The organism is Persicirhabdus sediminis, assembly GCF_016595495.1.
Classification (GTDB): domain Bacteria; phylum Verrucomicrobiota; class Verrucomicrobiia; order Verrucomicrobiales; family Akkermansiaceae; genus Persicirhabdus; species Persicirhabdus sediminis.
On the sequence record NZ_JAENIM010000021.1, the window covers coordinates 139,832 to 161,215 of the forward strand.

Genomic DNA, 21,384 nt, shown 5'->3' on the forward strand with positions numbered 1-21,384 from the left:
TTGAGACCGATTGGCGCGCAGACTACTCTTTTTCAATCTGCCAAGCTTCCAGCTCAACAGGTGTAGCGCGGCCGAAAATATTAACGGAAACCAGGATTTTACCTGTTTCGTGATCGATTTCTTCGATCACACCGGTCTGGCCTTCAAATGGGCCATCACCAACTTTCACACTGTCGCCAGTGTCGAAAGTAATCGCAGGGCGGATATTTTCTTCGCGCTCGTTAATCTGCGATAGCATAGCGTCAACCTCGCGCTGACGCATCGGGATAGGACGATCTTTGGTGCCGGCAAAACCGATCACACCGTCCATCTCTTTAATGAAATACCAAGTTTGGTCCATCAGTCCACCGTCTTCTTCAAACAGGTGCATATTGACGATGATGTAACCAGGGTAGAATTTACGCTTGGTTTCAATTTTTTTACCACGGCGGTTCTCTTCAACACGCTCTTGTGGCACCAAGACATCAAAGATGTAGTCACCCATCTCCTGAGCTTCTGCTTCACGACGAATACGATCGTGAACACGCTTCTCCTGTCCGGAAAGTACGTGTACAACATACCATTGTTTTTTTGGCTCTGGAACGACTGGCATCTCTTATCTAGGGTATTAAGTCTTTAGAAAAAAAGTCTGACGAGGTTATCGTCAGTACTATTGACCAAGTGTTGTAGTAATCAAATTCAACGCTTTGGCCGCTAAGATATCGAAGAAAGCTACAAAGCCCGCTAGCAAGATCATTGCCACCAATACCACAAGCGTGGAATCAACCAGCTCTTTATACTTCTTAAAGCCCTTCGCCTTAGGATCACTGTCCCACGGCCAAGAAGCCTTGCGAAGCTCTGCTTTTACTTCATGGATGAAATTGAATGCTTTGCTTAACATGCGCTTATCTTCTTAGATTAAATAAAGCTGGCAGGGCCAGAGGGACTCGAACCCACAACTTTCGGTTTTGGAAACCGACGCTCTACCAATTGAACTATAGCCCTTTGATTTGCTTTACTTAAATGCTGAATGTTTAGGCTGGGAGGGCGCCCCGATTCAGCGGCGGGACACCCTCTAATATCAACTGCAGTTAATGGCAAGCATTATCTGGCAGTTAATTTCACCTTAAATTAGTCAAGGAGTGCTGCAACGCGGCCTGCACCTACGGTACGACCACCTTCGCGGATAGCGAAGCGCATGCGCTCTTCCATGGCTACTGGTACGATAAGAGTAACTTTGAGAGTTACGTTATCACCAGGCATAACCATTTCGATTCCTTCTGGAAGCTCGATGCTACCAGTCACGTCTGTTGTACGGAAGTAGAACTGTGGACGGTAGTTGCTGAAGAATGGAGTGTGACGGCCACCTTCGTCCTTTGAAAGAACGTAGATCTCAGCTGAGAACTCTTTGTGAGGAGCAACTGAACCTGGCTTACAGATAACTTGACCACGCTCTACGTCGTCTTTCTTAAGACCACGAACGAGGAGACCAACGTTGTCACCTGCGCGACCTTCGTCAAGAAGCTTACGGAACATCTCGATGTCTGTAACAGTTGTTTTCTGTGTGTCACGGATACCAACGATTTCAACTTCTTCCATCTTGTGAACGATACCACGCTCAACACGACCTGTAAGAACAGTACCACGACCCTCAATTGAGAATACGTCTTCAACTGGCATCAGGAAGTCAAGATCAACTGGACGCTCTGGCTCAGGAATGTATGAGTCAACAGCTTCCATGAGCTTCTTGATTGAATCGATGTGCTTCTGGTCACCTTCAAGTGCCTTAAGCGCAGAACCCATAACAACTGGGATCTCATCACCTGGGAATTCGTACTCGTCGAGGAGTTCACGAATTTCCATTTCAACGAGCTCGAGGAGCTCTTCGTCATCAACTTGGTCAGTCTTGTTCATGAATACAACAAGAGCTGGAACACCAACCTGACGTGCAAGAAGGATGTGCTCACGAGTCTGAGGCATTGGGCCGTCAGCTGCTGAGCAAACGAGGATACCACCGTCCATTTGGGCAGCACCTGTGATCATATTCTTAACGTAGTCAGCGTGACCTGGGCAGTCAACGTGAGCATAGTGACGGTTCTCTGTCTCGTACTCAACGTGTGCTGTAGAAATTGTAATACCACGCTCACGCTCCTCAGGAGCAGCGTCGATTTCGTCGTATGCCTTTGCTTCACCGCCTGAAGCCTCAGCCAGAACGTTGGTGATTGCAGCGGTAAGAGTAGTTTTGCCGTGGTCAACGTGGCCAATTGTGCCGACGTTAACGTGTGGTTTTGTCCTTTCGAATGCTTCTTTAGCCATGGTTTTGTGTAGGTTGCGCTTTTGACGGCGGCTGGTTTACTTTATAAGTCATACAGAGCAGTGGAGCTTATGGCGGGAATTGAACCCGCGACCTCATCCTTACCAAGGATGTGCTCTACCCCTGAGCTACATAAGCGTTCGCACTTCTCCACTTCTCCGTACTTCTTTAAAATTCGCGCTCTTCATCATTCATGAATGAATCCCGAAGCGGGCGAATTCTTTAAGTCGCGGAAAGCGGGCGGCAAACTAGCAAAGACTTGCGCTGTGTCAAAAACAATTTCACTCAAACCGTGATATTTTTTCGTTTCGAATTAAAACACCCAGCTAGTTAACCAGCAATAGCTTCAAAAACAGCCACTTACTAAACCGACCTCACTAGAGAAAAAAATCTCTCTATTTGCATTCCAGCCAGTAATTATAACCACCAATGCAGCTATAAATGCAGTTCTGCATTTATAGCTACCGGCAAATCCATCGCGGCTGACGTCCTGCCGCACGATTTCTCTAGCAGCAATCAGCCAGCTACAATCACTTCATCTGCTGTTTATTTTTTGCATACAGCCACTGCAGCACCTTGCCGTCCGCAATGATCGCCATCGCCTCAATATCCTGCGGACCAACAATTGTCTCCGTGCGGAATACTATGATGCCAGTATCACGCTGCACACCTTCGTAAACTTCAGGAGTCCCCGCACGCGCATCTTGCACTTGGTCTAGAGTAAACTCGGTAACCTCACTCGCTTCAATACTCGCACGCATGATAGTTAAAATTTCAGTATCCGTCAGTTCACCACTGCCAGCTGAAGCCGGAGCAGCTGGCTGATCGCTAACAGCAGGCTGAGCTGGCTCCACAGGAATCACCGGCTGGGATTCAGACAAACCCGGAGTGGGTGTTGCCGCTGGCTGCGCTGGCGCACTTGCCGGCGCAGGAGCTGGATCAGGAACCACTGGCGGAGCAACTGCTGGCGGCTGAGCATTTGGATTTGCCATCCGCTCAAGCATCTTTGGCATAGCCAGCTCAATAAAGTTGGTTTTGCGAATATCAATCGCCCCTTCAACCACACCCATCACGCTGAAAATCACATCTTCACCTTCCAGGCCGATGACATCAACCATAGAACCAGCTGTCAGCGGGTATGGTTTGTCGCGCACCACAATAGAAATCTCCTCACTTAAAGCCACCCGATCAGGATAATCTTCTTTGGCAAACTTGCTCAGATCAATACCCAGATCACTGCCAGCAACCGCAACGGTCTTAGCTGGAGTCACCACAACTTCATCATCCCCTGTCAGCGTGATTGTCTGTCTCGGTTTAGCTGGCGCGGCAGAATCATCTACCAGCTCGCTAGTCGCAGCTCCTTCATCATCCGGCAAAATGGACTTTTCAACTAACGGAAAGAGCACATATCCCACTGCGACGCATATTAAAATAATCCCTATTGTCCCAAAGTTCATGACCTAAAGCACTAGCAGCCAAATTCCACACTAGCAAGCCACATATCTAACGTTTATACATCTTTATACCTACAGACCAACCGCCAACAGCATGATTAAAGCGTCTTAAAACCAAGCGCAAACTTGCTGGCGCATATTGCTTGCAATGTCTCCAGCTGGCAGCAATGTCTAAGCCATGCATCGCCTTTTTCTCCTCGACGGCATGGCGCTCGTCTACCGTGCCCATTTCGCCTTTTTCCGCAATCCCATCATTACTAGCAAAGGACTCAATACCTCAGCGATTTTTGGTTTTGCCAACACTCTGCTAGACATCATTGAAAACCACCAAGCCACCCATCTAGCCGTCGCCTTCGATACCTCCGCGCCCACCGAGCGACACAAGATATTCCCAGAATACAAAGCCCAGCGCGATGCCATGCCCGAGGAGCTCGCCGCCGCTATCCCCTACGTCAAGAGACTCTGCCGCGCTATGGGTATCCCCGTCATCGAGCTAGATGGCTACGAGGCCGACGATACCATCGGCACCCTCGCCCGCCGCGCTGACGAAGACGGATCCTACGAAACCTACATGGTCACCCCAGATAAAGATTTCGCTCAGTTAGTGTCCGACAAAACCGCCATGTGGAAACCTGGCCGCAAAGGCGCCGAGTTCGAAATCCTCCGCTACCAAGACATCCTCGACAAATGGGAAATCCAGCGACCTGAGCAAGTCATCGACATCCTTGGCCTGTGGGGAGACGCGTCAGATAACATCCCTGGCGTGCCCGGCATCGGCGAAAAAACCGCCAAAAAACTCATTGCTAGATTCGACTCTACTGAGACGCTGCTAGAATCCACCGACCAGCTCAAAGGCAAACAAAAAGAAAATCTCATCAACTTTGCCGACCAAGCTAGACTATCAAAAAAACTAGCCACTATCATCGTCGACGCGCCAGTTGACGCTAAGCTGGAAGACATGGTGTTAGACGAACACCACAGCGATGACCTGCCAGCCCTCATTGAGGAGTTAGAATTCAAAACCCTCGGCCAGCGGCTACTCAACCGTACACGTGAAGGCGCCCACATCGAGGAAGCGCCAGCTAGCCAGCCAGCTCAGCTGAAAAACATCACTAACAGCGACCACAGCTACCACTTCATTACCGAAGAAAAGCACGTCGCCAGCATCGTCAAAGATTTACAAAAAGCAGACCGCTTCTGCTTTGACTTAGAAACCAGCTCGCTAGACCCGCGCAGCTGCCAAATCCTCGGCATCGCCCTGTCTATCAACCACGGCAAAGCGGTATTTGTAGAACATTCCATCGCCCAGCCAATCTATCAGCTACTCACTGAGTCACCCGCCACCAAAGTTGGCCACAACCTCAAGTTCGACCTCTCCGTGCTCGCCATGAATGGCTTCACCGCAGCTGGCCCATTCTTTGATACCATGATCGTGCACAGTCTCGTCATGGCTGAGCAAAAACACAGCATGGATGCGCTGGCTGAAAACCTCCTCAGCTACCAGACAGTCAAATTACAAGACGTCTGGGAAAAATTCCTCGAAGCACAAAATGCAGCTGGCGACGAAGACGACTTATTTGCCACTGCAGCAAAGAAGCGCGGCAAGAAAGCCATCGACATGTTAGCTATCCCGCTAGACCAACTGGCTGACTACGCCTGCGAAGATGCAGACATCACCATGCAGCTGGCTATTCTGCTTACTCCAATGCTGCAGCAAAGCGGCCAGCAGGAACTCTACGACAAAATTGAAGCGCCACTCCTCCCAGTGTTAGTTGCCATGGAGAATGAAGGCATCCGCGTAGACACCGAGACACTCGAAGTCACCGGAGTGAAACTTCAACAACGAATCGACCAGCTATCAGCTAACATTTTCGAACAAGCTGGCAAAGAATTCAATCTGAATTCACCAAAGCAGTTAGGCGAAATCCTTTTTGGTGAAATGCAGCTGGTAGAAAAACCAAAGAAAACCAAAACTGGCCAATTTGTCACTAACGAGCAGGTCCTATCATCACTAGCGCCCAAGCACCCAATCTGCGCCGATATCCTCAACTACCGCGAAGCAGCCAAGCTGAAGTCTACCTACGTAGACGCCCTGCCTAACCATATCTCTGAAACCACCCAGCGCGTCCACACCCACTATCATCAGGTGATGACCGCCACTGGCCGACTGGCATCTAACGACCCTAACTTACAGAACATCCCAGTGCGCTCAGAAGCAGGCAAAGAGATCCGCCGCGCCTTTGTTCCTCGCGACGAAAACCACACCCTGTTTGCTGCCGATTACTCGCAAATCGAACTCCGCGTCATGGCTGCCGTCGCTGGTGATGAATCCATGATTGAGGCATTCAAAAACGGCCTCGACATTCACGCCGCCACCGCCGCCAAAGTCTTCCACGTTGAACTCGACGATGTCACCCGCGACATGCGCAGCACCGCCAAAATGGTCAACTTTGGCATCATCTACGGCATCTCCGCATTCGGTCTATCACAACGCCTCGGCATCCCGCGCGCCGAAGCCAAGGAGATCATCGATACCTACCTCGCCCAGTACCCAGCCATCGCTGCATTCATGGAGAAGAGCGTTGAAGACGCCCGCAACCAAGGGTTTGCAGAAACTCTAGCTGGACGCCGCCGCAACCTGCGCGACATCAACTCACGCAATGGCAACATCCGCTCTAACGCTGAGCGCGCCGCCATCAATACCCCAATCCAAGGCGCCGCTGCAGACATGATCAAAGCCGCCATGATCAAGGTGCAACAGATCCTAACTGACGGCAACTACCGCAGCAAACTCCTTCTGCAAGTTCACGATGAACTCATCATCGACATGCACGTCGACGAACTCGCCGAACTGAAACCAAAAATCGTCGCCGCCATGGAATCCGCCATGCTGCTACCACACGAGGTGCCAGCTAAAGTAGAAACCGGCCAAGGTGACAACTGGCTCGTCGCCCACTAACAAAACCACCCCCAGCTAACCATTCACCGCCTCCCCAGTCTCGGTCTTTCAGACCTTTGCTGGCTGGGCGACCCCTACCCAGACCTGCGTTGCTCCTGCGGAGCTTCCTTGGTCTGGGCTGTAATCTCTCGGCCCTTCGGGCCTTTTCTTGATGATGCCTGACACTTTTCTTGATCATGCCTGACACTTTTCTTGATCATGCCTGACACTTTTCTTGATGATGCCTGACACTTTTCTTGATCATGCCTGACACAATACGTCAGAGCTAGAGCCCTTCCTTTCCCGAATCAACACCAGCTAACTAGGACGCCAAACCTAACACCGTCCAACTGACGCGCTGCTACTAATAATCCAATATTCACACTAAAAGAATCCAGCACAAAGAAAGAACCCAGCACAAAGAAAGAACCCAGCACAAAGAAAGAACCCAGTACGAAGAAAGAACCCAGTACGAAGCTGAGGTAAAACTCAGCCAGCAATAAATACTTCGCCTCCCAATTGGCTAGCCGGACCCACCCTCACTGTTAGGTGCCGAGCGCCGCTAAAAAAAGGCCCAAAGGGCCGAGACATTACAGCCCAGACCAAGCACCGTGCCGAAGGCACACGCGCAGGTCTGGGTGAAAGACCGAAGCAGCAGAAGGTCTGAAAGACCGAGACAAACGCCAGCCCAACCAAAACACACCAGGCTAATCCCAAACATAGCGTTCATCCCAAGCTACTTTATGTTTACTCAAAAGTGCACGAAATTCATCCTGAAATGTATGCTTTGCGTGATGCTCCCGCTGGCTGGCTATGTAATCAATAACCGCATCCACATTTGATTGGCTGACCGAAAAAGCTCCGTAGCCGAACTGCCAGCAAAACAACGGGTTTTGCTGATTTGCTTTCACCCATTTGCTAGATTCCACCTTTAGAGAAGAAACCAAATCCGCAATCGTACGGGTTCGGGATTGGCGAATGAGGACGTGCAGGTGATCCTCCACTCCGCCCACTTTGATTACCTGACAGCCATGTGAACTTCCAGCGCCCGCAACGTACGCCCACAGATCACACTCCCAGCTCGGAGAAATCCACGAGTGCCTATCTTTGATACTAAAAACAAGATGCAGGTAGGCTTGTGACAACGATTGAGGCATAGCTAGCAGGCTAACACAAACATCATGATTTGTCTCGGTCTTTCAGACCTTTGCTGGCTGGGCGAACCTTACCCAGACCTGCGTTGCTCCTTCGGAGCGGCCTTGGTCTGGGCTGTAATCTCTCGGCCCTTCGGGCCTTTTCTTGATGATGCCTGACACTTTTCTTGATGATGCCTGACACTTTTCTTGATGATGCCTGACACTTTTCTTGATCATACCTGACACTTTTCTTGATGAAGACTGACACTTCCCTTGATGATGCCTGACACTTTTCTTGATCATGCCTGACACTTTTCTTGATGATGCCTGACACTTTTCTTGATCATGCCTGACACAATACGTCAGAGCTAGAGCCCTTCCTTTCCCGAATCAATACCAGCTAACTAGGACGCCAAACCTAACATCGCCTAACTGGCGCGCTGCTACTAATAATCCAATATTCACATTGAAAGAATCCAGCACGAAGCAATGGCAAAACCCAGCCAGCAATAAAATACTTCGCCTCCCGATTGGCTAGCTGGACCTACCTTCACCGCTAGAAACCAGACGGCGCCTAAAAAAAGGCCCAAAGGGCCGAGACATTACAGCCCAGACCAAGCACCGTGCCGAAGGCACCAGCGCAGGTCTGGGCGAAAGACCAAAGCGGCAGAAGGTCTGAAAGACCGAGACAAACGGCAGCATCACCGAAAATCACTCCCCCTCACCTAGCTAGTTTCTCAGCTGGAACGCCCGCTGCTATTTATGCAGCTAGCTGGCGTCATCCTCGTTCGCTAGGATTTCTCATGCGGTGGCCGCTGGTTCTTTTGCTTGAAATTGAGCTGTATCTGTGCATTGTCCGCGCGCAACCATGGCTGATAAAGTAACTCAATCACTACCCGGATTTCGCGATTTTACTCCGCGTCAATGTGCGATTCGCAACTACCTGCACGAATGTTGGAGGTCGGTAGCTCATCGGTACGGGTTTGTAGAATGGGAAGCACCGCTGGTAGAGTCGACTGAGCTGTACATGAAAAAGACGGGCGACGAAATTGGCACCCAGCTATTTCGCTTTGAAGATCAAGGTGGCCGCGACATCACGCTGCGCCCTGAGCTGACAGCATCACTGGCGCGCATCGTGGCTGATAACCAGCGCGATTTCCCTAAGCCGCTGAAGTGGTTTGAGATCGGCCCATGTTTCCGCTATGAGAAACCACAAAAAGGCCGCGGACGTGAGTTTATCCAGTTCAATGCCGACATCATCGGTGAAGCCTCAGCAGCAGCTGACGCCGAGCTGATTTCCATGGCGATTGATACCATGCTCGAGCTGGGATTTGAGGAAGGTGACTTTGTTGTGCGCGCCTCTGACCGCAACAGCTGGCTGGCATTCTGCGAGCAACACCAGATCGAAGACATTTCTGGCTTCCTGCAGATTATCGACAAACTCGAGCGCATGAAACCTGAGGCGGTAGCTGACAAGCTGGTGCCATTTGGTGTCGACCGCCAAACTGTCGATGAATTTATTGCCAACCCAGACAACGCCAGCGACGACTTCAAGCTGGTGCAGGCAAACCTAGCAGCTCGCGGACTGGCTGAGTTCTTTGAGCTCGACCTGACGATTGTGCGCGGGCTGGCTTATTACACCGGTGTGGTTTTTGAAATCTTTGACGGCAAGAAATCTATGCGCGCGGTAGCTGGAGGCGGCCGCTACGACAAGCTGCTCAACATTCTCTCTGACGGATCATGCGACATGCCAGCTACTGGTTTTGCCATGGGTGACATGGTGATTGCTAACTTCATCGAAGAAACAGCTCACGCAAAAATGGAGATGGAGAAGTGGATCATGAACCACCCGTCTTGCGAAGTTTACGTGGTGGTAGCGGATGAAGAGAAGCGCCCTGAAGCGCTCGGCGCCATCAGCGATCTACGCCGCGCTGGCGTGCAAGTAGACTACCCAATGGTCAAGCTTGGCGTTGGCAAGCAGTTTAAGAAAGCTCAACAATCTGGCGCGCGCTTTGCGCTGGTGATTGGTGAGGAATTCCCAGAAATGAAGCTCAAAATTCTAGCTGCTCGCAGCGAGGAAACCATCCACCCGAATGCCGATTTAGCGGAAACTATCGTCTCACGCCTTGAGCAGACAGATGGCCCGTTGATTGCTTAATCATACACAAATAAAAGATGCGGATTGATGTTTGCGTGGCATTTGCTACGCCTCTCCGCAGCAGAAGCCACCCCCACCAAATAGATATAACCATTTAAGACCATGCGTACACATCATTGTAACGAACTACGTAGCTCCGATATCGGCAGCACTGTCACTCTCATCGGCTGGGTTCAGTCAGCTCGCGACCACGGTGGCGTTATTTTCACTGACCTGCGCGACCGCGAAGGCCTCACTCAGTGTGTTTTCCACCCAGAGGAAAATGCAGAAGCCGCCAAGCTCTCACACACACTCCGTCAGGAAGATGTGATCCAAGTAGTCGGCCTCGTTGCAGCTCGCCTGAAGACAGACGACGTTGATACCACCAACAGCGACATCGCTACAGGTGAAATCGAGATCGTTGTCAAAGAGCTCAAGATCGTCAACAAAGCTGAAGTGCTTCCATTCCAGCTGGACAAAGAAGTGCACGAGGACCTGCGCATGAAGTACCGCTACCTCGACATGCGTCGCCCGAAAATGGCTCGCAACATGAAGCTGCGTCACCGCATCACTAAGACCACTCGCGACGTACTCGACGAAGACGGTTTCCTCGAAATCGAGACACCTATCCTTTCTAAGTCTACTCCAGAAGGCGCCCGTGATTTCCTCGTGCCATCACGCATGCACCCAGGTAGCTTCTACGCACTGCCACAGGCACCACAGCAGTACAAGCAGCTGCTCATGGTTGGCGGTATTGAGAAATACTTCCAAATTGCTCGTTGTTTCCGCGATGAAGATCTGCGCGCTGACCGTCAGCCTGAGTTCACTCAGATCGATATCGAAGCTTCATTTGTAAACCAAGATGACATCATCGGCTTGATCGAAAAGCTCATGGGTCGCATTTTCAAAGAGTCTATCAATGCTGACATCCCAGCTAGCTTCGAGCGCATCACTTATCAAGATGCCATGAACCGCTTCGGTTCTGACAAGCCAGATACACGCTTTGGTTACGAGCTTACCGAGCTGGACGCAGTATTCTCTACTACCAAGTTCAAGGTATTCTCAAGCATCCTGAAATCAGGCGGCTGCATCAAGGCGATCAACGCTAAAGGATTTGCAGGCATCTCATCTGGCCAAGTCGACAAGCTCACTAAGCTGGCGATCGAAGCTGGAGCCAAAGGTCTCGCTTACATCCAAGCACGTGGCGAAACTCCAGACACATGGCGTTCACCAATCACCAAACTCTTCACTGAGCAAGAACTAGCTGACCTCAAAGAAGCCATGAACATCGAAGCGGGTGACCTCATCCTCTTTGGTGCCGGCGACTGGGAAACCGTTTGTGACGTGCTCGGCCGCGTTCGCCTCAAGGTAGCTGAATACCAGAAGATTCTCGAAGACAATACCGACCTCAACTTCCTCTGGGTGACAGAATTCCCACTGCTCGCCTACGATGCTGAAGACGACAAGTGGAATGCCGTTCACCACCCATTCACTCGCCCAGTACCAGAAGACGAAGAAAAACTTCGCAAGGGCGAGCTAGAAGGCCTGCGCGCACAAGCTTACGACGTTGTTCTCAACGGTTACGAGCTCGGCGGCGGATCTATCCGAATCCACGAAGCTGACCTACAGGAAGCGATGTTCGACGCCCTCGGTGTCACTCCTGAAGAGAAAGTGGAAATGTTTGGCCACATCCTCGACGCCTTCAAATACGGCGCACCTCCACACGGCGGTGTTGCTCTCGGTCTCGACCGCGTATCCATGCTTGTTGCCGGTGAAGAATCAATCCGCGAAGTGATTGCCTTCCCGAAAAACAACAAAGGCAGCGACATCATGTCTGACTCACCAGCTGAAGTTGATTTCAAACAACTCCGCGAGCTGCGCATCCAGACAGTGGCTAAAAAACCACAAGCTCAGCCAGATAGCGCTAAGTAAGCTGGACGCTGAATATTTCAGCCAGAACTAGCTAGCTAGAACCATTTCCATCCCGCCACGCCCAGCGTGTGCGGGATTTTTTTTACCCCTAACTACCAGCTAGAAATATGCGCAGAAACAAAAAAGCAGCTAGGCATCACACCTAGCTGCTGAAAACATCAATCCCTCCGCGAGATTACTTGCGGCGGCGCAGAAGAAAAGCGAAACCAGCCAAACCCGCCAAGGCTGTAGAACTAGGCTCGGGAATAGGAGCCGAGACGATACCATCTACCTTGAGGTTATCCGCAATAAGGCTAAAGTTGCTGCCAGTCTTTTTAGTACGAGCCAGCACATAAAGGGTGACTGTATCATCATTGCTCAATCCAGAAATCCCGGACAATGAGAAATCCCCCGTGTTAGTCAAACCTACAGCGATAGGGTCAGCTAGCAGACTCGCATCATCATCGCGGCTCAACACCTTCAGACCGTCAGTCTGACCAGCATTTGGGTTGGTCTCCCCAGCAACGGCATTTAGCTCCACAATTGGCCCATCATTCACGGAGTAAAAAATACCGTAAGTTAATGGATTACCAGAGCCAGTCCCACCGCCATCACCCTTAGTGCCTCCCCAATCCATGGAGTAGACAGCTGAGCTGAAATCTAAAGCCGCGCCAGCATCTGGTGTAAGCTTGAAGAAAAAACCCGTATCGCTGCTATCAACAGGGCCGTTATCAATGTCATTTATTGTGGAGACACCAAAAAAATACTTATCTGTCTGCAAAATAGAATCTGACGGAACTGAGCCGTCCGCGGACACCTGAATATATGAAAATTCATTTATCGTCCCCTTTGCCAATTGAATTGATACAGCCGAAGCAGTCACGCCAGCGCCCGAAACTCCAGCATTATAGGACGACGATTCAAATGCGTACGAGATGGTAGCCGCATGCGTCAGCTGAAGCATTGCGGAGCTTAATAATAGAGGTGAAATTATCTTATTCATAGCTAAACAACTTATTCTTAACAACCAAGACTCACCCCAGCCACCCCAACAAGACAAGCATATATGAATAATTTTTTTACCTAATGTTAAAAAGAATACTGATTGTATAAATCTACAACAATACAAACAAAAGCTATCTAGCTGATTTACTCAGCTGGCAGCTCTTTCACCCAGCCGAAGTTGATGAGTTCCACTAGCTCGAATTGTTTCTTTTTATGACTATCGTTGACCGAGCGCAGCTTGAACATGAATGGCAGAGGTGAAGAGTTGGCCTCACCTCTAGCAAACTTACGCTGGTGGAATTCGATTTTTCTAGCTAGAGCAGAATCACGCGGCACATAAACTGAGACGGACTCGTCCAATTTAGGCTCAGAATATTCATAGGCAACCCACGCCTTATCATCACGAAATTGATAGGCGTAGAAGGCGCCTTCACTCAAATACGCGCGCATCTCGGCCTCGGCAACTTCCCCATTCAGCAGATCTTGTATACTATAAGGGTTGTAACGACCGTAGGCATCCCAATCAATGAGCCCTAGCTGATCCCCTAGCAGCACTGGGATGAGCACCATCTGCAGATTCTCCAGCTGGGCTGAGTATAGAATATAATTGTCGCCCATAATTGGACCACTAAACAAGGTGCGTAACTTAGCCGTCTGCGCATCAGCTGAATACTTAGCATAATGCTGACGGGCAATTTCTGGCTGGCTGACATATTTCAGCCGCTCTTCCAGATCTGTAGTATTTAGGAATGCGCGGATATTCTCCTCGAATAATTCCCAATCGATAGCTTTCAACTCAGCGAGCTCCGCCTCCACACCAGAGCTTGCAGCTACCCACATCGCATCATCATCCGCTGGAGCTACTGATTTTTGCTTGGCTAAATAAGTGATGCCGGCAGCAAATAGGCCAACAACAAACAAGACGATCACTATATTGCGCCCCCAGATAAATGGATCGCGCTTTGATGCTCCATTCTGGCCACCCTGCCACTTTTCTTGCTCGTGCTTACTATGCCCACTCACCACTTTCTTTTTCCGTCGACGCCCCAGCTGAGGTGGCAGCTCTGGCTGGCTTGATGATGACCTTCCAGCTCGGCGGTATTTATTTGAGTGTGGTGTAGACATAGATAAGAGACCTTCTGGTACATTTAGCAGAAAACCCAGTATTCTGCACAGTTGTTTATCGTAATTTCCAACGAACTTCTTTCTGATTCACCGTAGAAATGAAGGCAAAATTGTATTTTGCCCCTAGTGCGGCATCGATTCCCCGCTATTTGACGTAATTTTTTTCAAGTTTTCACCACTCGAAAAATAACAAACCCAGCTGGATAGAGCACAACTCAACAACAATTAATCCACATAGACTTACACCAGCTAACATCTAGCTGAAACGCCCGGTTTTTCATAAGCTAAAACCAGCCCGTGAGAAAAAAAATGAACTTTAAGCAAAGATTTCCTTGCCTTTATTCGGCAATCGAGGTAACTCCCTCCCGCACCGTTTCTTCGGAACACCTGCTCGGGTGGCGGAATTGGTAGACGCGCTAGACTAAGGATCTAGTGGCCGTTAAGGCCGTGGGGGTTCGACTCCCCCCTCGAGCACCACTTTTCATTAAGTGGTTTTTACGACGAAGATCTTTTATCAGCACTCGCTATCGGTTTCTCTCTACCACCCGATTTCTTGTTTCGCGAGACACTACATGCTGAATATTCTTTAAAGAACTCAAGCTATGACGACTTTCCAAAACTATGCACGCCATAATGAAATCGGCGCGAACTGCTACGTCCTCGAGACTGGCAACTGCCGAATCGCCCTAGACTCTGGCATGCACCCCAAAGAAGAAGGTATCGATTCCCTTCCCCTGCTGGATGAAATTCCAGACGATAGCATTGACGCTATCATCCTTTCCCACTCCCACCTCGACCACTGCGGATCTATCCCAGTGCTGATGGAAGAGCAGCCAAACGCACCAGTCTTCATGACGCCTGCTACTTTTGAGCTAGCTGACGCGCTGCTTCACAACTCCGTCAACGTAATGATGAGCAAACGCCAAGAGCTCGGCATCACGGAATATCCATTTTACACTCACCGCGAGCTCGATGAAGTACAAGAGCGCTGGATCACCAAAGGGTACAAAAAGCCATTTGAGATCAAAGAAGGGGTGAAAGTTACTTTTTACGATGCTGGCCACATCCTCGGCTCAGCTGGCGCATTGATCGAATCTGAAGGCAAGCGCATCCTCTACACCGGCGACGTGCAGTTTGAAGACCAAACGCTGATCACCGGCTCTAAGCTGCCGACTGAAAATATCGACACGCTGATCATTGAGACCACTCGTGGCGCCTCACCTCGCCATCCAGAATACACTCGTGAAAAAGAGGAAAACATGCTCGCTGAGGCTATCGAACGCACCATCGCGCGCGGCGGCTCAGTACTCATTCCGGTATTTGCCATGGGCAAAACTCAGGAAGTGATGACCATGATCCACAAGTTCAAAGAAGACAAACGCATCCCTGATGCTCCAGTCTTCATGGGCGGCCTGAGCACCAAGATGACCATCATCTTTGATAAACACTCCGGCTCATCACCACGCAACGTTCCCGGCTTCAAAATCCTCCGCGACATGGAGATCCAAGGCGCCAAACAAAAACGCCGCCGCAAGAGCACTCCGATCCACTACCGCCCAGGCGCTATCTTCGCCCTGTCCAGCGGCATGATGTCTGAGAAAACCGTCTCCAACAACTTTGCCAAATCATTCATCGATAATCCAAAGAACTCACTGCTCTTTGTTGGTTACGCTGATCCAGAATCTCCAGCTGGCGTGATCCGCGCCTCTGAGCGTGGCGACTACATCAAACTCGACCCCGAGTCTGAAGCCGTGAAATTTGACTGCGACATGGACGTGTTTGATTTCTCCGGCCACGCCACCCGCGATGACCTTCTGGAGTATATGATCAAAGTGAACGCAAAAAAAACTATTCTCGTGCACGGCGATCCAGAAGCGACACAATGGTTCGCAGATCAGCTTGCTGAAAAATTACCTACCACTGAAGTGATTATGCCAGAAATTGGTCGTAATTACGAAATTTAACCTTAAACTCCCGCCACATTCCTACATAAGCCATGCCACTCATCGTTCAAAAATACGGCGGCACATCCGTCGGCTCCATTGATCGCATTCGCAACGTTGCCTCCCGCATTAAAAAACTGCGCGACGAAGGAAACCAAGTTGTAGCCGTCGTCTCCGCTATGGGCGGTGTCACAGACAAACTCATTGGCATGGCCAATGAACTCAACGACACCCCTCCTGAGCGCGAGCTAGACGTCCTCCTTTCTTCTGGCGAGCAACAATCTATCGCCCTGCTCTCCATGGCCCTCGAAGGCATGGGAGTACCAGCTGCCTCAGTTACTGGCCGCCAAGCTGGCATTTTCACCACTGGCAGCCACACCCGCGGTCGCATTGACAAAATTGAACCAAACATGGTGCACGGCTTCCTCGACGAAGGCCGCGTAGTCATCGTAGCTGGATTCCAAGGCATCACTGAAGACGGCCACATCCACACACTTGGCCGTGGCGGATCAGACCTTACAGCCATCGCTGTAGCCGCAGCTATCAATGCGGACCTTTGCCAAATCCTTACCGACGTCGACGGCGTTTACACCTCTGACCCACGCGTGGTCAAAGACGCCCGCAAACTCCCTGAACTCTCCTACGACGAGATGCTCGAGATGGCCTCATCCGGCAGCAAAGTCATGCAGTCTCGCTCCGTAGAATTTGCCAAAAAATTTGGAGTTGTCTTCGAAGTGCGCTCAAGCCTCAACGACAATCCAGGAACCATCATTACCGAAGAACATCCCGATATGGAAGCAGTAGTCATTCGCGGAGTCTCGATCGAGCGCTCCCAAGCACGTGTTACCGTCCAGAACATTCCTGACGACGCCAAGTCCGCCGCTCAGATCTTGGGCGCACTCTCAGAAGCAGAAATCAACATCGACATGATCGTTGCCAACTCATCGCAAGATGGACGTGGCCGACTATCATTCACCATGCATACCAATGATCTTGGCCGCGCACAAGCTGCTCTCCAGCCGCTGCTCGGACCACTCAATGCCACCGTTGAAACAGAAGCTGGCCTAGCCAAGCTGTCTACCGTTGGCATCGGTATGCGCTCACACTCAGGTGTAGCCGCTAAGATGTTTGAAGCACTCGCTGAAGCAAACATCAAAACAGGCATGATTTCTACCTCAGAAATCAAGATCGCCGTCACTGTAGAAGAGACACAGATCGAGGAAGCAGCACGCGTCGTGCACACTGCTTTCAAGCTGGAAAGCAAGCCTTGCGCCTAATTTTTGGCCACCCAATAACAACTTAATTCTCTGGCGAGCCAAGTTTCCCCTTGGCTCGCTGATTTTTTTTGCATGACCACCGTTCTCGATACCATTGACAAAGGCACCCGCTACCTCGAATCCCGCGGTATTGAGGATGCCCGCCGCAACATGCAAATGTTGGTTGCCCATCAGCTAGGGCTCAATCGCATCGAGCTCTACATGCAGTTTGACCGGCCGATGCAAGAAGACGAGCTCGCGCCACTGCGCGACATGCTCAAAAAACGTGGCCAACGCGTGCCTCTGCAACACCTGCTCGGACGCGTAGAATTCTTCAATCGCGAATTTATCTGCGACTCACGCGGGCTCATTCCGCGGCCCGAAACTGAAGAACTCGTCGAGCTCATCCTTAAAGAAAATTTACCCGCCGAGTGCGACGTGCTCGACCTCGGCACTGGCTCAGGCGTGCTTGGCCTCACACTCGCCGCTGAGCTGGCGGAAAAATGCCACCAACTCACCTGCGCAGACATCTCGCCAGACGCGCTCGCGCTAGCTGGAGAAAATGCCGCCGAGCTTGAGCTGGATGGCGTGGAGTTCATCCACACCGACCTCTTCGACCAGCTAGCTGGCCGCCGCTTTCACCTCATCGCCGCAAATTTACCGTACGTTGAGGAGACCGACCGACCATCACTGACACCGGAGGTCATGCACGACCCCGAACTCGCACTTTTCAGCGGAGCTGACGGCCTAGACCTGCTCCGCCGCTTCTGCAAAGAAGCCCGCAATTACCTTCACCCAGGCGGCATCGTCGCTTTAGAAATTGGCCATCGCCAAGGTCCCGCACTTGAATCCTTGCTTCTAGCCGAAGGCTTCACTAATGTGCGTGTCCACAAAGATATGAGTGGCATTGCCCGCTTCCCCATCGCACACATCGACTAAAAACCATGGATAAACTTCTCGTTCACGGCGGCTCAAAACTGAAAGGCTGCATCAATATTTCTGGGTCAAAAAATGCCTCATTGCCTATTCTAGCAGCCACTCTACTCACCGAGCAAACTTGTATCATTCGCCACGTCCCGGACGTCTCTGATACCAACTACATGCTGCAGATCCTCACCGCCCTCGGCGCTGAAGTGGAGCGTTCAAGCGGCACCGTGCGCATCACCGCAGCCAATATCATCCATGACGCACCCTATGAGCTGGTACGCAAAATGCGCGCCTCTATCTGCGTAATGGGCCCATTGCTTGCCCGTCTGGGCAAAGCCAGCGTATCTCTTCCCGGTGGCTGCGTGATTGGCGACCGCCCAGTGGACCTGCACCTCAAAGGCCTGCAAGCGATTGGCGCCCACATCAACATGGACTCCGGCAACATGCACATGACCTGCAACGGCGGACTCAAAGGCGCTGAAGTCGACCTCAGAGGCAAGCACGGACCAACTGTACTCGGCACCGACAACCTGATGATGGCGGCAGCTCTCACACCCGGCACCACCGTCATTGAATCTGCAGCCTGTGAGCCAGAAGTCGTCGACCTCGCTGATTTTCTCAACAAAATGGGCGCAAAAATTTCCGGTGCTGGCACCAGCCGCATCGTCATCGAAGGCGTGGAAAAACTCAACGGCGTGCAACACACCGTCATCCCCGACCGCATCGAAGCCGGCACATTCATGGTGGCAGCAGCGATGGCTGGCGAAGGCGTCACCCTCAACCGCGTGCAGCGCGATCACATGGAAGCCATCAGCGACAAGCTGGAAGAATCTGGCCACTCGGTGGAATTTAATGACGCTGGCACTAGCGTGACCGTAAAACCTGCTGAAAACCCAATTGGCGGCAAAATCACAACGGCTCCTTATCCTGGTTTCCCAACGGATATGCAGGCTCAGTTCACTGCACTCTACGCCATCACACCGGGCATTTCCGTGGTGGAAGATACCATTTTCCCGCAGCGATTTATGCACTGTGCTGAAATGACCCGCATGGGCACTAACATCAATGTCGACAACGGCACAGCCGTCATCGAGGGCAACCGTGAGCTCTCTGCAGCTCCCGTCATGGCCTCCGACCTGCGCGCATCCGCCGCTCTCGTTCTCGCCGCATTATGCTCTAAGGGAACAACCGAGATTAATCGACTGTATCACATCGATCGTGGGTACGAACACATTGATGAAAAACTGCTCCAGCTAGGGGCTCAGGTCGAGCGCGTCGCTAATTAATAAGTTTTTCTTGCTAGATTCTTAGCTAACGAGTAAATATTCGACTTGACGCATGTCCATCCCGCATGGAGATTCGCCGGCACGAAACCTCAGCTGGTTGCATAATGGGTGGATTGTGCCCGCGACCAAAATTAGATTTTCCTAAATTCCTATGGCTACTAAAAAGACCGCAGCTAAAAAGACGACCGCTAAGAAAGCGACCGTCAAAAAAACTGCCGCATCCAAAAGCACCGCTAAAAAGGCTGATGCCTCAGCTAATGATGAAGCTGCAGCAAAGCCAGCTGGCAAACGCGCGGTGAAAAACCGCATTGATACTCCCGAGATCCAAGAAAAGATTCGTGAGCTCATCGTTCTAGCCAAAGAGCAAGATTACCTCACCTACGACGACATCAACGAGATCCTGCCAAATGACTTGGTAGATCCAGCTGACGTTGAGGCTATCCTCGACCGTCTGCGTAAGATGGAGTTCGACATCATTGACGCCTCAGAGGTAGACAGCTACCGCGACCGCAAGCGCGACGATGCCACCGACTCACCTAAGGGCGACCAGAAACTCGACATCCTCGATGATCCAGTTCGTATGTACCTCAAGCAAATGGGCCAAGTTCCATTGCTTACCCGTGAGCAAGAAGTAGAAATCTCCAAGCGCATCGAAGACGCAGAAGTAGCCGCCAACAGCGTGCTTCACCGCTATGGGTTTATCGCTGAAGCCTACCTCGACCTCGCCGACCGCCTCAACCGCGGTAAAGAGCGATTCGACCGCGTCATCCAAGATAAGAAAATCGAAAGCCGTGAGCGCTACATGCGCGCGCTACCAAAACTTTGCGAACAAGTCCGCAACCTCTACGAGGACAACGACCAAATTTACCGCAAGCTTTCTGCCAAGCAGCCACGTGGCAAGAAGAAGCTCGAAGAGTCATTTGCCAATAACTTGGAAAGCCTCGAGCGTCTCTACCATCGTTTCTACTACAAACAAAAGGTAGTGGAAGAATTCAACAAGCAAGTTGAAGAGCGCCAGAACAAGTTCATCAAATACGAGCGCAAGCTCAACATCAACCCAGACGAAAAAGAGTTCATCACCAAAGTACGTGAACTCCAGCAGCAGTCATGGATGACCGCTGAGAACTTCGGCGAAGCTCGTAAGACATTGCGCAAGTTTACCCGCGCTGCTTACCGTGCCAAAACCGAAATGGTGGAAGCCAACCTGCGTCTGGTAATCTCCATCGCCAAAAAGTACACCAACCGTGGACTTTCATTCCTCGATCTCATTCAGGAAGGCAACATGGGCCTGATGAAAGCGGTGGAAAAATTCGAATACCGTCGTGGTTACAAATTCTCCACCTACGCAACATGGTGGATCCGTCAGGCGATCACTCGCTCGATTGCTGACCAAGCGCGTACCATTCGTATCCCAGTGCACATGATCGAGACAATCAACAAGCTGATGCGCGTGCAGAAGCAGTTGGTACAGGAATACGGTCGTGAACCAACTCCAGATGAGATTGCTGAAGAAATTCACCTTCCCGTGGAGCGTGTACGTACCGTTCTCAAGATGGCTCAACAGCCGATCTCACTGCAGGCACCAGTAGGTGACTCAGACGATACTTCCTTTGGTGACTTCATCGAAGATAAAGCCGCTGAGAACCCAATGGAAGAAGCTGGTTTTGCCATGCTCAAGGATAAGATCGGTGACGTTCTCGATACTCTCACCGAGCGTGAGCGCGAAGTTCTCGAGCAGCGATTTGGCCTCAAAGATGGCTACTCACGCACACTTGAAGAAGTGGGCCGCCAGTTCCAGGTGACTCGTGAGCGTATTCGCCAGATCGAAGCGAAAGCACTGCGTAAGATGCGTCACCCGACCCGTATCCGCAAGCTGGAAGGCTTCATCGAGATGCCAAACATGTAAGCTGCCAGCCAGCTAGAAAATTTCCACGAGAGCGTGCCATCTGGCCGCTCTCGTTTTTTTTTGCAAA

15 protein-coding genes and 3 tRNA genes are annotated in these 21,384 nt (G+C 51.1%); 9 read left to right on the plus strand and 9 right to left on the minus strand.

The genetic code is table 11. The annotated features are described in order from the left end of the window. Window positions 1-22: 22 nt before the first annotated feature. The 6 genes from nusG to JIN82_RS04185 form a co-directional block, all read right to left on the minus strand. Complete coding sequence (nusG, locus tag JIN82_RS04160) at window positions 23-592, minus strand: transcription termination/antitermination protein NusG (protein WP_200310383.1); 570 nt, start codon at window positions 590-592, stop codon at window positions 23-25. 57 nt (window positions 593-649) lie between these two features. Beyond that, window positions 650-880: a preprotein translocase subunit SecE gene (locus JIN82_RS04165; RefSeq protein ID WP_200310384.1), complete on the minus strand. Its 231-nt coding sequence runs from the start codon at window positions 878-880 to the stop codon at window positions 650-652. A gap of 28 nt (window positions 881-908) precedes the next feature. Continuing rightward, a tRNA-Trp gene (locus tag JIN82_RS04170) sits at window positions 909-984 on the minus strand. 126 nt (window positions 985-1,110) lie between these two features. Continuing rightward, complete coding sequence (gene tuf, locus JIN82_RS04175) at window positions 1,111-2,295, minus strand: elongation factor Tu (RefSeq protein ID WP_200310385.1); 1,185 nt, start codon at window positions 2,293-2,295, stop codon at window positions 1,111-1,113. Window positions 2,296-2,356: 61 nt separating this feature from the next. Continuing rightward, window positions 2,357-2,431 (minus strand) — tRNA-Thr (locus tag JIN82_RS04180). A gap of 392 nt (window positions 2,432-2,823) precedes the next feature. Beyond that, complete coding sequence (locus JIN82_RS04185) at window positions 2,824-3,750, minus strand: hypothetical protein (protein ID WP_200310386.1); 927 nt, start codon at window positions 3,748-3,750, stop codon at window positions 2,824-2,826. Between the two features lie 175 nt (window positions 3,751-3,925). On the opposite strand from JIN82_RS04185, the gene polA reads away from it, so the two are divergent. Further along, the gene (gene polA, locus JIN82_RS04190) at window positions 3,926-6,706 is read left to right on the plus strand and encodes a DNA polymerase I (protein ID WP_200310387.1); all 2,781 of its coding nucleotides are present in this window, start codon (window positions 3,926-3,928) and stop codon (window positions 6,704-6,706) included. A gap of 686 nt (window positions 6,707-7,392) precedes the next feature. Here the strand turns inward: polA and JIN82_RS04195 are convergent. Next, window positions 7,393-7,842: a transposase gene (locus JIN82_RS04195; RefSeq protein WP_200310388.1), complete on the minus strand. Its 450-nt coding sequence runs from the start codon at window positions 7,840-7,842 to the stop codon at window positions 7,393-7,395. Between the two features lie 847 nt (window positions 7,843-8,689). Here JIN82_RS04195 and hisS point away from each other — a divergent pair. Both hisS and aspS read left to right on the plus strand, forming a co-directional pair. Further along, the gene (gene hisS / locus JIN82_RS04200) at window positions 8,690-9,979 is read left to right on the plus strand and encodes a histidine--tRNA ligase (RefSeq protein WP_200310389.1); all 1,290 of its coding nucleotides are present in this window, start codon (window positions 8,690-8,692) and stop codon (window positions 9,977-9,979) included. 102 nt (window positions 9,980-10,081) lie between these two features. Beyond that, window positions 10,082-11,890: an aspartate--tRNA ligase gene (gene aspS / locus JIN82_RS04205; protein ID WP_200310390.1), complete on the plus strand. Its 1,809-nt coding sequence runs from the start codon at window positions 10,082-10,084 to the stop codon at window positions 11,888-11,890. A 175-nt stretch (window positions 11,891-12,065) separates the two neighbouring features. On the opposite strand, the gene JIN82_RS04210 is transcribed toward aspS, so the two are convergent. Continuing rightward, window positions 12,066-12,872 carry a PEP-CTERM sorting domain-containing protein gene (locus JIN82_RS04210; RefSeq protein WP_200310391.1) on the minus strand — a complete coding sequence of 269 codons (807 nt, stop codon included), beginning with the start codon at window positions 12,870-12,872 and terminating at the stop codon, window positions 12,066-12,068. A gap of 146 nt (window positions 12,873-13,018) precedes the next feature. Beyond that, window positions 13,019-13,999, minus strand: a complete 981-nt coding sequence (locus JIN82_RS04215; RefSeq protein ID WP_200310392.1) for a hypothetical protein — start codon at window positions 13,997-13,999, stop codon at window positions 13,019-13,021. Window positions 14,000-14,388: 389 nt separating this feature from the next. Between JIN82_RS04215 and JIN82_RS04220 the strand changes: the two genes are divergently transcribed. The 6 genes from JIN82_RS04220 (at window position 14,389) to rpoD (ending at window position 21,317) form a co-directional block, all read left to right on the plus strand. Continuing rightward, window positions 14,389-14,476: transfer RNA gene (locus JIN82_RS04220), tRNA-Leu, on the plus strand. A 125-nt stretch (window positions 14,477-14,601) separates the two neighbouring features. Then, window positions 14,602-15,963, plus strand: a complete 1,362-nt coding sequence (locus JIN82_RS04225; protein WP_200310393.1) for an MBL fold metallo-hydrolase — start codon at window positions 14,602-14,604, stop codon at window positions 15,961-15,963. Window positions 15,964-15,995: 32 nt separating this feature from the next. Next, window positions 15,996-17,219: an aspartate kinase gene (locus JIN82_RS04230; RefSeq protein ID WP_200310394.1), complete on the plus strand. Its 1,224-nt coding sequence runs from the start codon at window positions 15,996-15,998 to the stop codon at window positions 17,217-17,219. 72 nt (window positions 17,220-17,291) lie between these two features. Then, entirely contained in the window at window positions 17,292-18,137 is an 846-nt protein-coding gene (gene prmC, locus JIN82_RS04235; RefSeq protein WP_200310395.1) for a peptide chain release factor N(5)-glutamine methyltransferase, read from the plus strand. A 5-nt stretch (window positions 18,138-18,142) separates the two neighbouring features. After that, window positions 18,143-19,411, plus strand: coding sequence for a UDP-N-acetylglucosamine 1-carboxyvinyltransferase (murA, locus tag JIN82_RS04240; RefSeq protein ID WP_200310396.1), 1,269 nt, complete (start codon window positions 18,143-18,145; stop codon window positions 19,409-19,411). Window positions 19,412-19,562: 151 nt separating this feature from the next. Further along, window positions 19,563-21,317 carry an RNA polymerase sigma factor RpoD gene (gene rpoD, locus JIN82_RS17560; RefSeq protein WP_200310397.1) on the plus strand — a complete coding sequence of 585 codons (1,755 nt, stop codon included), beginning with the start codon at window positions 19,563-19,565 and terminating at the stop codon, window positions 21,315-21,317. Window positions 21,318-21,384 lie beyond the last annotated feature (67 nt).

Coding starts and splice junctions, on each gene's coding strand:
- nusG (WP_200310383.1), bottom strand. CDS start 592: ATGCCAGTCGTTCCAGAGCCAAAAAAACAATGGTATGTTGTACACGTA.
- JIN82_RS04165 (WP_200310384.1), bottom strand. CDS start 880: ATGTTAAGCAAAGCATTCAATTTCATCCATGAAGTAAAAGCAGAGCTT.
- tuf (WP_200310385.1), bottom strand. CDS start 2,295: ATGGCTAAAGAAGCATTCGAAAGGACAAAACCACACGTTAACGTCGGC.
- JIN82_RS04185 (WP_200310386.1), bottom strand. CDS start 3,750: ATGAACTTTGGGACAATAGGGATTATTTTAATATGCGTCGCAGTGGGA.
- polA (WP_200310387.1), top strand. CDS start 3,926: ATGCATCGCCTTTTTCTCCTCGACGGCATGGCGCTCGTCTACCGTGCC.
- JIN82_RS04195 (WP_200310388.1), bottom strand. CDS start 7,842: ATGCCTCAATCGTTGTCACAAGCCTACCTGCATCTTGTTTTTAGTATC.
- hisS (WP_200310389.1), top strand. CDS start 8,690: ATGGCTGATAAAGTAACTCAATCACTACCCGGATTTCGCGATTTTACT.
- aspS (WP_200310390.1), top strand. CDS start 10,082: ATGCGTACACATCATTGTAACGAACTACGTAGCTCCGATATCGGCAGC.
- JIN82_RS04210 (WP_200310391.1), bottom strand. CDS start 12,872: ATGAATAAGATAATTTCACCTCTATTATTAAGCTCCGCAATGCTTCAG.
- JIN82_RS04215 (WP_200310392.1), bottom strand. CDS start 13,999: ATGTCTACACCACACTCAAATAAATACCGCCGAGCTGGAAGGTCATCA.
- JIN82_RS04225 (WP_200310393.1), top strand. CDS start 14,602: ATGACGACTTTCCAAAACTATGCACGCCATAATGAAATCGGCGCGAAC.
- JIN82_RS04230 (WP_200310394.1), top strand. CDS start 15,996: ATGCCACTCATCGTTCAAAAATACGGCGGCACATCCGTCGGCTCCATT.
- prmC (WP_200310395.1), top strand. CDS start 17,292: ATGACCACCGTTCTCGATACCATTGACAAAGGCACCCGCTACCTCGAA.
- murA (WP_200310396.1), top strand. CDS start 18,143: ATGGATAAACTTCTCGTTCACGGCGGCTCAAAACTGAAAGGCTGCATC.
- rpoD (WP_200310397.1), top strand. CDS start 19,563: ATGGCTACTAAAAAGACCGCAGCTAAAAAGACGACCGCTAAGAAAGCG.